Raw genomic sequence first — 10,676 nt, forward strand, 5'->3', positions numbered from 1 at the left:
CCCAATCAATCCTCTTTTGAATGATCTTATCTGTAAACGGATTGCAAACTTAGCAGACTGAATTAATATTACCAAACCGTGATGTTAAAAAAACTGGATATATAAGCTAAGTATCTGTATACAAGAAGATTTTTTTTACTTTGGGGCTTTATATAATGGCACGGTACTGCAGGGCTCTCCATACATGATGGATTTTGCATATGGTTGGATTTTTGCCATTATTCTGCCATAAGCATATAAAGGCACCGGGTATTTACTGCAACCCTTAATGACTACAGGCCTATTTTCATATTCCCTAAGATCGATTTCTGAAATTGCCTTTTCAAAGAGATATTGCTCTAAGGCATCCAAACCTCCGATAACAAATTCAACTCCAGCCTTTGAAAGATAAGTACCGACCAACATAAAGGCCCAATTGGGAACAATAGCATCAGCAGAACAGAATATGGCCACAAGTTTACCTTTGTACCAGTCCCAATCAATTTTAATCAGATCAGATCGGAATTCCTTTTCTCTCAAAACCAATTCTTGAAATAGAAATTCCCTGAGATCAAAACCGACTCTTTCTTCAGTCCTGAAAAATGTTTCTAAGTCTATGGTAATTATGGGACTTGACGCTACCCTGTTGATGATTTCGCTCATATTAAAAGTGGGTTCTTTTTTGAAGCTAAAACCCGAAATTCCTTCAAGTAGTTCGGTTCAAAATAGGCATTATCCTCAAAAGACTTATCAAGGAACTTTTTGAAGGCCAGTGGACCGATTGAAACAGCAGAATTTAAATTTGGCAGAAAGACAGAGTTTTTATGTTCAAGTATGCTCTTCAGTTTTTCTAATCCATCACCTAAAAAAAACACCTTCCCCATTTCCAAATATTTCAAAAATGGGTTCAAATCTATTTCCAGGGGATGGGATGGCTCAAAAATTTTACCCTCAGCTCCAAATACACTGGTGTAAACTTCCATTCTCCTAGCATCGAGTAGGGGAATAACAAAATCATTTTCCCTACAAAATGGAAAGGCCTGAAATGCCAACCCCGTCAATGTATCTACAGCAATTATGGGTAAATCATATGCAAAGGCGATACCTTTGGCAACAGATACCCCGATACGCAACCCAGTGTATGAACCAGGACCAGAGGAAACCGCCACCGCAGAAAGATCACCCGGTTTTAAGCCAACTTGCAAAAACAAATCCTCAATCAAAATCATCAATTGCCTTGCATGAGAATTTTCCTGGTTGTACTCAGACAACTTAAGCAAAACACCTTCATTGTGCAATGCGACAGAACAAATAGAAGTGGCAGACTCAATTGAAAGGATTAAAGCCATATTGGGACTCTCTATTTCGCCGATGCTGTTAAAACCCGGTTAATTTCACTAGGATTTGATAGGATAGCCAAGGCAGCTAAGACGTCTTCATCATTCACAAGAGAGGCTTCTACTATTCCTTGCTGAAAATAGTACCTTGAAACCAATTCCTCTTTGAGGGCTTCTTTGATCTCAAACTTGAAAGTAACTAAGTCCTGTTCTTTATTATGGCTTACTTTTTTCTTGAGGTCATCTATTGTCGGTTTGATCTCGTCAAAGAACTTTTCTTTCTCTGCGTATTTTTCCAAATCTTCAAGTGTCTTTTCTACATAGGTAGTGTAGTCATAATCTTTGCCAACCAATGAAGCTACAAAGTCAGCATAGATCTCATCTGTCACCACAAAATCCCTTGGATTAGAAATCATTTCATTTTCTAAGAAGAACTTATTCCCAAATTCAAACACAAGGTTTCTGGCAACCAAACTATAAGTAATAGGAGCAAAAGATTTGGATTCGGTCCTTTCATCCGGTTCAATTCCTGCACCATCCAGGACAATTCGTCCATTTTTTGTTTTAAACTCTTTTCTCAAGGAATCCGGTATTGAAATGGAATTTCCGTTTTCATCCCTACTTTCCATGCTGTAATCTATGGCCTGAATACATCTTCCACTCGGGATGTAATATTTAGCTGTGGTGATTTTGACTTGGGAATTATAAGAAAGAGGAACTGTAGTCTGCACCAATCCTTTACCAAAAGTTTTTCTTCCCACCAAAACAGCCCTGTCATAATCCTGAAGTGCGCCGGCTACGATTTCCGCAGCAGAAGCACTCCTCTCATTGATCAAAACCACCATAGGGATATCTTTGTCAACAGGAGATTTCGTGGTTTTATAGACAGAGTTTACATTTTCAAGTTTGCCAATAGTTCTTACAACTTCTTTTCCCTTTGGAATGAATAAATTGACAATATCTACGGCCTCTCTCAAAATCCCTCCGGGATTGTCCCTTACGTCTAAAACAAGTCGGGTAATTCCCTGAGATTTCAAATCCACCAATGCATTTCTTACATCAGATGCTGCATTCGTAGTGAAATCCGAAAGTTTGATATATCCGGTTTCATCATCCAATTTGCCATAGAAAGGAACATTGCTGATGACAATTTTCTTTCTGGTAAGATTCACCGAAATGGTGTCAGTGCCTCTTTTTACCTGTACAGAGACATTGGTATTAGCCGGACCTTTCAATAATTTTGAAATATCAGAAGTAAGGCTATTTACCACGTCGACTGTATCCACTTTCAAAATCTCATCACCAATCCTCAATCCTGCAGCTTGCGCCGGAAATCCTTTATAAGGCATCAAGATCATATTAGCCCCAGTCCTGTTTCCGATCAAAGCTCCGACGCCTGCATATTCGCCTGTTGTCATTTGCCTAAAACTATCAGAGTTTTCTTCAGGAATATATTCCGTATAAGGGTCTAATTCCTCAAGCATGGCATTGATCCCGATTGTCACCAACTTATCAGCATCGATTTCATCGACATAATAAGAGTCCAATTCCCTAACTAAGGAAGCGAAAATGTCAAGATTTTTTGCAATTGCGAAAAGCTTGTCGTTTTTGTTGACAAATGAAAACAACAAACCAACAGCAAAGACTGCTGAAAGAATTAGAAGTATCGGTTTTTTGAAATTTTTGCTCATGGATTGCTTTTTGCGGAAAGTGGTCTTTCCTTAATAGTGGTGAGAATTTTTTTGATTTTGGTCTCGATGACCTGAAATGTACTGATTTCTGAAGAAACGTAGATAAGACCTATAATTTTCTTTTCCTGAGCCATTTCCCCCAATATCTGCTTGTTGAGTCTATAGGCTTCTCTCATCCTACGTTTGATCAGGTTTCTATCGACAGCTTTTTTGAGCTTCTTCTTTGAAACGGAAAACAATACCTGATTAGTTTCTGGAACATCAAAATTGATTTCCAAAACCATTACCTTAAAGGGATATAAAAAAAAAGAGGAACCTTTGTCAAAAAGTTCCTTTATTAACTTTTTAGAATGCAATCTTTCATTCTTGTGAAGCTGGGAATTCATTGCATTTTGATTTACGTATTAAACATACGAAACTAAATGCTCAAAATTACTTCTTCAAAGTCTTTTCAGAAGATACGGTAAGTTTGTGTCTTCCTTTTGCTCTTCTGGACTTCAATACTCTCCTACCATTAGCAGTGGACATTCTAAGTTTGAATCCATGCTTGTTTCTTCTTTTTCTTTTAGAAGGCTGAAATGTTCTTTTCATGACGCTATCTATTTAATATTTTGTGCTTTGCTTGTTGAATTCCTGAAGGTTCCCCCTTAAAGGACTGCAAAGATAGATAACCTTTTTTTATTTACAAACCGTAGATTTACTTTTGTTTTGAATCAAAAGCTAAAGGCATATGCATTATTCGATTTCCAGAAAATCCTTTACTTCCCAATATATCCAAATTCAATTGGAGATTGCCTGCCTTGAAAAGGAAAAAATCTATCTCCAATTGCCTGCTTGGAGGCCGGGAAGATATGAATTAGCGAATTATGCGCAGAAAATCAGGGCTTTTAGAGTAACTAGAAACGAAACAGAAATACCTTGGAAAAAAAGCAGTAAGGACCTTTGGGTATTCACTGCTTCTGAGTCAGGACAATATTTCATCCAATATGAGTTTTATTGCAATCAAATGGATGCAGGGGGATGTTGGTCTGATGATCAACAATTGTATCTCAATTTCAGTAATTTCATTTTTGAGCTAGCCCAGAGAAAAAATGAAGAAATCAGCGTTTCAATTGAATTACCAAATCAATACAAAGTAGCCACTGCCCTTGAAAATACAGGTGAAAACCAATGGAGAGCCATCTCTTTTCAACAATTGATGGACAGCCCTTTATTGGCGAGTGATGGATTGAAGCATTATTCTTACTCAGTAGAAAAGGCAAGGTTTCATATTTGGATTCAAGGGGATATCCATTTTCATATAAATAATTTCATTGAGGTATTTAAGTCTTTTACTGCTAGTCAAATTCAGGATTTTGGGGAATTCCCCGCTGAGGATTACCATTTTATTTTTCAGTTATTGCCTTATAGGCATTTCCATGGCGTCGAACATGCGTTATCTACTGTCATAACATATGGACCGGCGCATGCCCTCTCAGAAAAATCTGAATTGGACGAACTCATCGGGGTAAGTTCACATGAACTCTACCACTTTTGGAATGTCTGTCGGATAAGGCCAAAAGGCATTATTCCTTACGACCTTTCCAAAGAAGTTTATTTGGAGGAGGGTTTGGTCATGGAAGGAGTGACTACCTATATGGGAGATTATTATTTGCTCAAAGCAGGACATTTGAATCTTGAAGGCTACCTTCTACTTCTTCAAAAACAGATTCAGCGAGAGTTTGACAGCTTTGGCTGGCAGAATCAGTCTATAGTGGAGTCAAGTTTTGATCTGTGGCTCGATGGCTACAGGGCAGGAATCCCTGAAAAAAAAGTAAGTATATACAACAGGGGAGCATTATTGTCACTTTGCATGGACTTGATACTCAAATCATCTGGGTCTTCTCTATCTGAAGTAATGAAAGGCATGTGGGAGAAATTCGGAAAAAATAAAATCGGGTATACCCTTGGGGATTTTGAAAGATTGGTTGTCAGTCATTCAAAGGAAAAAGAATCAATGACATCATTCTTCCAAAATTTTGTATTTGGCAAAGAAGACCTGCTTCCTTTGATCAAATCTTTAATGGCTCAAATCGGTATTGAAATCGAAAAAAGTTTCGAGGGCAATGATCTTTTACACCGATTTGGAATCCGAAAAGACGAATCGGGAATCATCACCCAACTTCATCCCGATTCTGAAGCTTATTCAATTCTGATGAAGAATGACCGGATTTTGGATTGTGATTATGAAGCTGATCCGACAAAGAATCAAGTTCACTTCAATATTGAAAGGTTAGGAAAAACTCTTTCCATCAGTTTAAAAATGGATTCAAAAAAATATTTCCCCAAATTCTCTATTCTAGCAAGTAAAAATCAAAGCTATAGCCTCAAGGGTCTTGTTGGAGATCAAAATCATTTATGATTTTCTAGCGTATAAAAAAGGGGCTTCCTAAATTTCAAAAGCCCCTTTTTGTACAGTTTTTTTTGATTTATTTAAAATCTTCATCAGAAAGTTCCTGATTGAATTTCATAGAAATTGTCTTCGCTTCTAAGGCTACGGGCAACATTGGATTCTTGATCGAAAGTCTCATTGGAACTTTTACCCCATCGATTTCTGAATAATCCATGTAGGTGATATCCCCTGTTGCTTCCGAACTGGTTCTTAATTTCAAACCTGAAGCAACTGAGTAATATTCAACGGTTTTCATACCGTTTGGAGCAGTGATGATTAATTTGTGAGCATCCTCTTCATTGATTGTTTCTGTTCCCTGAACTTCCATTACATATCCCAAATCTTTGTAATGCATCTCCGGAAATACATAAGTCTGGGCTTTTAACATGCCAACCATTTCTTCAGTTAGTTCTTGTTCCTGTCCCATGGCGGACATTTTCCCTTTCCCATCAGATAAAACTGTCTTTTGGGCAACATTCCCCATTACCGAAGTCTCCTGAAGCATCCTTCCGTTGACTTGGTCAGAAATCCCACGGATTACAATTGTCGCTCCCTGAAATTCCGCTTCCATTAACAATACCGAATTTTTGATTTTTTCGACATTGGCTTTTCCACCTACTGCTTTGATGTAATTATCAATAATCGTTTTAGGATCATTCTCCAACAAAACATAAGAACTGGATGCTGGATTGTCAGCTATTTTTGCTTCGGCATTTGATCCGAAAAGCACAAAACCTAATGCAAGTGCTGTTACAAACATTTTTTTCATTTTATACGATTTTATATTTTTTGAAATTTAAACAAAAAAAGAGGGAAGGAATCCCTCTCTTTAATTTATTTCATATCATCTTCTGAGATTGAAACATTAAATTCGATTTTTTCAACCTTCGTTTCCAAAGGCATTGGAATCATAGGCGATTTCAATAACATCATCATTGGGAATTTTACGCCTTCTACTTCCTGATAATCACTATAAAACATGTCTCCAGCCTCTGCACTTTCTGTTTTGGTTTTCAGCCCTGTCTCCACACTGTAATAGTTGATCTGCTTCGAGCCTGTAGGATTAGATATGATCACTTTGTATGCGTTCTCTCCTTCTACATCTTTGATGCCTTCCAGAACCATTGAATATCCCAATTCTTCATAGTGCAATTCAGGAAAAATGAACATACTCATTTTGGCAGCTTCAAACTGCTCATCTGTAAGTTCAGTGGATTGTCCCATGGCAGTGACGGAGCCTTTCCCGTCTTTGATGACGGTATTCGAAGCCACATTTCCCATCATCATTACTTTCTGAGCAAAAGCTCCATTGGCTTCATCATAAACAGCCACAAAATTAAGCTTCATTCCCTGGATTTCTGCTACAGATTCCATCTTGGATGTCTTTATGGCTTTTGCTTTATTTGCCCCGCCGATCGCTGAAAGGTAATTTTCAATGACTTTCTCAGGAGTCATTTCTGTGTCCATCACTATCTGCTTCTCCGGATCTCCCATATTGGTAAATCTTTTTACTTCGCCCAAAGCCATTAAACCTTTTTCAATTTCGGCACCATTCCCCACTACTGTGATATACAAATTGTCAGGCTTTAACAATCTTTTGGCAGCAGCATTTACCTCTTCCACTGATAATGCATTCAACCTCTGCAGATACGTCAGATAAAAATCTTCAGGTAGATTGTATCGCTGCATATTGATGGCAAAATTTGCAATCGTAGCAGGATTTTCAAGAGAACGGGCAAAAGACCCACTGAGGTTGGCTTTTGCGGTAGCCAACTCTTCTGGAGTTACACCTTTATCCCGCAGATTCCTGATTTCATATATTATTTCATTCACAGCTGAGTCTGTTGCCGATCCTCTTACACTTGCTCCGGCACTGAAAGTTGCCACAAGCCTGTCTGCACCGATGTCGGCATTTGCTCCATATGTGAATTTTTTATCTTCCCGCAAGTTCATAAAGAGTCTTGAAGAAGCTCCTCCGCCAAGTACAAATCCCACCAACCTGCTTGACAGATAATCCTGAGATGCAAGACTGTTTTCCAAAGGATAGGTAATATTTATAACCGATTGCTGGGAGGAAGATCTATCCACCATTGCTATGGTGTTTTTGAGAGGTGCCTCAGGCATGGGATATTTGAAATTTGGGATATCTCCCCTTTCCCACTTTGCGAAGTATTTATTGACGAGCTTTTCGGCTTCGCCCAAATTCACATCCCCAACAATCGCCAAATACGCAATATTTGGTTTAAAATAAGTCTGGTAATATTTTTTGATGTCCTCGACAGTAATATTGTCCACAGTGGATTCCGTTTCAAATTCACCATATGGATGATCGGTTCCGAAAACTAATTTAGAAGAAAGATATCCTGAAATTGAATTTGGATCATCTTTTGCAAAAGCCAATCCCGATTTTGTTTGCGTTTTTAATTTTGCCAATTCTTCCTCAGGAAATAAAGGATTAAACAATACATCCGCCATCAGTTCCAAAACTCTTTCCTGGTTTCTTACCAATGTCGAAGCATAAATTGAAGTTGAGGAAGCAGAAATATTTGCTCCTAGAAAATCTACTTCTTCATTGAACTGATCAGAAGTCCTTGTCTTGGTACCTGCTGTCATCATTTCTCCCACAAAACCAAGCATGCCGGCTTTATCACCTTCCAATATCGGATCCCTTTCAAGGATCAAAGTATAACTTACCCTGGGCAGTTTGTTGTTTTGTATCACAAAAACTTTCAAACCATTCTTCAAAGTAAATGATTCTGCTTTTCCAAATTTGATTTCAGGCGCAGGTCCTGGACCGGGAATAACCGTCCTGTCAACTTGGGCGATACCCGAAGTGATGAAAATTAAGAAAAAGAAATATTTGAATATATTTTTCATGTTTATAGTCTTTTAGAGGGAAATCACTCGGTAGTTTGTGCTGATTTGGGAAGATAAGTCAAAACCACCCTGCTGTTCGGATCCAGATATTTTTTGGCAACACGCTGAATATCCGCAGGGGTCACTTTTCTATACAAATCCAATTTTGAATTGATAGCATCTGCACCTCCATAGAAAACATGCCCTTGTGCCAAAGTCAATGAGATATTGGCAACCGAACCCAATTCATTTACCAATTGATTTTCTTTGATATTGATCAGTTTGTCAAATTCTTTTTGATCAAGGCCATTTGCTTTTACACTTTCGAGAACTTCATCTATGGCCGTATTCAATTCATTAATATCTACTCCCATATTGGCGATAGCAAGTATCAAAAACATTCCTCCATCCTCAAGATCATTGGGAAATGCCACTGCCTGAATTGCTTTTTGACTTCCATCTACCAACTCCCGGTAAAGCAGGGAGCTTTTGCCTGATAGCAAATATGTACTTAATAAATCCAAGGCATAGGCATCAGGATGTCCTTTTTTTGGCATCAAATATCCTTGGAAGACAGCCGGAAGCTGGATGTTGTCATAGACCGTGTCTGTAATCTCAGAAGTCAATTTCTGGATTTCAATATTTGGTCTATAAGGATTGATGGTACCCTTTGGAATTTCACCAAAATATTTCCTGACCAATTGTTCCGTCTTTTCATAATCAATATCGCCGGCAATAGAAAGGGTTGCGTTATTTGGCACATAGTATGTATCATAAAAACCTTTGAAGTCCTCCACCGTGGCAGCATCTAGATGCGCGGCAGAACCGATAATGGGGGATTTGTAGGGATGGTTTGGGTACAATCTTAATGGAAGTTCTCTCTGAAAGCTTCCATAAGGTCGCTCATCCATTACTTGCTTCATTTCCTGCTTGATGACCTCTCTTTGGGTATCTACGCCTATCTGATCCACTTTGGCCTGAAGCATGCGCTCACTTTCTAAGTAAAGGGCCAATTCCAACTGGTTAGAGGGTAAAATTTCATAATAAAAGGTGAAATCCTGAGATGTACCTGCATTGAGTGTACCTCCTGCAGATTCTACGATTTCAAAAAACTTTCCTCTTTCTATATTTGGTGAACCCTCAAACATCAGGTGCTCAAAAAAGTGCGCAAAGCCTGTTCTTTCCGGATTTTCATTTTTTGACCCCACGTGATAAAAAACAGTATTTGCAATTATCGGGGTGCTGTTATCCCTATGAAGGATAACGTGAAGACCATTATCCAAGGTGAATTCCTTGAAATCGATTTTGTTTTGGGCTATGGCCGAAAGTGTCAAAAAGACTCCTGCCAATAGCGTTAGGGTAAACTTTCTCATATTCTTGGATTATATTATTTGTTCATGTAAGTTTTACTTTTTTAAATCAATTTTGTTTATCAAAAATGGATAAATGCATAAAATAAGAGACCAAGGAAGATTTTGTTAAGTTATTTCTGCGGAAAATATAAAAAAGCCAATAACTCATCAAATCTCTAACTAATTATTTTCAGATAAAATTCCGCCAGAAAAGAAAATCCCAAAAAATCATGGAGTCAATCTTGCCAGAATTTCTTTTGCCTCATGCCACTTCAACCTTGGCCCAAATTGGCTGACGATTTTTGAACTGGCCATTGAAGCCAATTTCCCGCTTGAAGCATAGCTGTGTCCATTGGTAATGCCGTACATGAATGCTCCCGCAAACATATCCCCAGCCCCGTTACTATCGATTGCTTTGGTTTTGTAAGGTTCGATATCTATAAATGTGTCACCGTCCCAGATCATCGCTCCGTTTTTTCCTTGTGTGATCACAAAGTGTTTGGCAGCCTTTTTCAATTCTTCTCTAGCTTCCAAGATCGTTTCCTTTCCGGTAAAAAGCATTGCCTCTTCTTCATTGGCAAACAACAAGTCAATACTAGAACCTATAACTTCATCAAATCCTGAGTGAAAATATTTAACCATTGCAGGATCTGAGAAAGTCAATGCAACTTTTGTTCCGGCTGCTTCAGCTATTTTCTTTGCTTTCAACATTGCCTCTTTCCCATTTGGGGAGGTCACCAAATAACCTTCAATAAATAAATACTTGGAATCTTTGATGGCGAGTTCATTGATATCATTTATGGAAAAGTTCTGCGTGATTCCCAAAAATGTATTCATCGTCCTTTCAGAATCTTCGGTAACCATGACAAGACATTTGCCTGTGATTCCGTCTTCTGGCATTTTTCCTTCGAGACTGTTGTCCACTCCGGAATTTTTCAAATCTTCAAGATAAAAATACCCTAGCTCATCATTGGCAACCTTACAACAATAAAAAGAGTTTCCGCCGAATTGACTTACTGGGATGACCGTG

The 10,676-nt window shown here is 38.4% G+C and carries 10 protein-coding genes; 1 reads left to right on the forward strand and 9 read right to left on the reverse strand.

Going from position 1 to position 10,676, the window contains the following annotated elements:
* Positions 1 to 135: 135 nt before the first annotated feature.
* From ACZFYI_RS09150 to rpmH, 5 genes are read right to left on the reverse strand one after another with little or no spacing between them, the layout of a single operon-like run.
* A complete protein-coding gene (locus ACZFYI_RS09150) occupies positions 136 to 642 on the reverse strand; it encodes a DUF2480 family protein (RefSeq protein ID WP_462523820.1) in 507 nt (168 codons plus the stop codon).
* Positions 639 to 1,328: a tRNA (adenosine(37)-N6)-threonylcarbamoyltransferase complex dimerization subunit type 1 TsaB gene (gene tsaB, locus ACZFYI_RS09155; protein ID WP_462523821.1), complete on the reverse strand. Its 690-nt coding sequence runs from the start codon at positions 1,326 to 1,328 to the stop codon at positions 639 to 641. Before tsaB ends, ACZFYI_RS09150 begins: the two co-directional genes overlap by 4 nt.
* A gap of 11 nt (positions 1,329 to 1,339) precedes the next feature.
* Positions 1,340 to 3,007: a S41 family peptidase gene (locus ACZFYI_RS09160; protein WP_462523822.1), complete on the reverse strand. Its 1,668-nt coding sequence runs from the start codon at positions 3,005 to 3,007 to the stop codon at positions 1,340 to 1,342.
* On the reverse strand, positions 3,004 to 3,393 hold the full coding sequence (rnpA, locus tag ACZFYI_RS09165) for a ribonuclease P protein component (RefSeq protein ID WP_462523823.1): 390 nt from the start codon (positions 3,391 to 3,393) through the stop codon (positions 3,004 to 3,006). The genes ACZFYI_RS09160 and rnpA overlap by 4 nt, the downstream gene beginning before the upstream one ends.
* 46 nt (positions 3,394 to 3,439) lie before the next feature.
* Positions 3,440 to 3,598 carry a 50S ribosomal protein L34 gene (gene rpmH, locus ACZFYI_RS09170; RefSeq protein WP_462523824.1) on the reverse strand — a complete coding sequence of 53 codons (159 nt, stop codon included), beginning with the start codon at positions 3,596 to 3,598 and terminating at the stop codon, positions 3,440 to 3,442.
* A gap of 139 nt (positions 3,599 to 3,737) precedes the next feature.
* On the opposite strand from rpmH, the gene ACZFYI_RS09175 reads away from it, so the two are divergent.
* Positions 3,738 to 5,408, forward strand: coding sequence for a M61 family metallopeptidase (locus ACZFYI_RS09175; protein WP_462523825.1), 1,671 nt, complete (start codon positions 3,738 to 3,740; stop codon positions 5,406 to 5,408).
* 67 nt (positions 5,409 to 5,475) lie between these two features.
* Here ACZFYI_RS09175 and ACZFYI_RS09180 read toward each other — a convergent pair whose 3' ends face one another.
* The 4 genes from ACZFYI_RS09180 to ACZFYI_RS09195 all read right to left on the reverse strand — a co-directional run.
* Positions 5,476 to 6,207 (reverse strand): LolA-like protein, encoded by a 732-nt coding sequence (locus ACZFYI_RS09180; RefSeq protein WP_462523826.1) that lies wholly within the window; start codon positions 6,205 to 6,207, stop codon positions 5,476 to 5,478.
* Between the two features lie 65 nt (positions 6,208 to 6,272).
* Positions 6,273 to 8,315 carry a M16 family metallopeptidase gene (locus ACZFYI_RS09185; RefSeq protein ID WP_462523827.1) on the reverse strand — a complete coding sequence of 681 codons (2,043 nt, stop codon included), beginning with the start codon at positions 8,313 to 8,315 and terminating at the stop codon, positions 6,273 to 6,275.
* A gap of 23 nt (positions 8,316 to 8,338) precedes the next feature.
* On the reverse strand, positions 8,339 to 9,667 hold the full coding sequence (locus ACZFYI_RS09190) for a M16 family metallopeptidase (protein WP_462523828.1): 1,329 nt from the start codon (positions 9,665 to 9,667) through the stop codon (positions 8,339 to 8,341).
* Between the two features lie 207 nt (positions 9,668 to 9,874).
* Positions 9,875 to 10,676, reverse strand: an 802-nt coding sequence (locus ACZFYI_RS09195) for an adenosine kinase (RefSeq protein ID WP_462523829.1), incomplete at its 5' end; no start/stop codon positions are given.

The organism is Aquiflexum sp. (assembly GCF_977115555.1).

Coding starts and splice junctions, on each gene's coding strand:
- ACZFYI_RS09185 (WP_462523827.1), bottom strand. CDS start 8,315: ATGAAAAATATATTCAAATATTTCTTTTTCTTAATTTTCATCACTTCG.
- ACZFYI_RS09190 (WP_462523828.1), bottom strand. CDS start 9,667: ATGAGAAAGTTTACCCTAACGCTATTGGCAGGAGTCTTTTTGACACTT.
- ACZFYI_RS09175 (WP_462523825.1), top strand. CDS start 3,738: ATGCATTATTCGATTTCCAGAAAATCCTTTACTTCCCAATATATCCAA.
- tsaB (WP_462523821.1), bottom strand. CDS start 1,328: ATGGCTTTAATCCTTTCAATTGAGTCTGCCACTTCTATTTGTTCTGTC.
- ACZFYI_RS09160 (WP_462523822.1), bottom strand. CDS start 3,007: ATGAGCAAAAATTTCAAAAAACCGATACTTCTAATTCTTTCAGCAGTC.
- ACZFYI_RS09180 (WP_462523826.1), bottom strand. CDS start 6,207: ATGAAAAAAATGTTTGTAACAGCACTTGCATTAGGTTTTGTGCTTTTC.
- rnpA (WP_462523823.1), bottom strand. CDS start 3,393: ATGAATTCCCAGCTTCACAAGAATGAAAGATTGCATTCTAAAAAGTTA.
- rpmH (WP_462523824.1), bottom strand. CDS start 3,598: ATGAAAAGAACATTTCAGCCTTCTAAAAGAAAAAGAAGAAACAAGCAT.
- ACZFYI_RS09150 (WP_462523820.1), bottom strand. CDS start 642: ATGAGCGAAATCATCAACAGGGTAGCGTCAAGTCCCATAATTACCATA.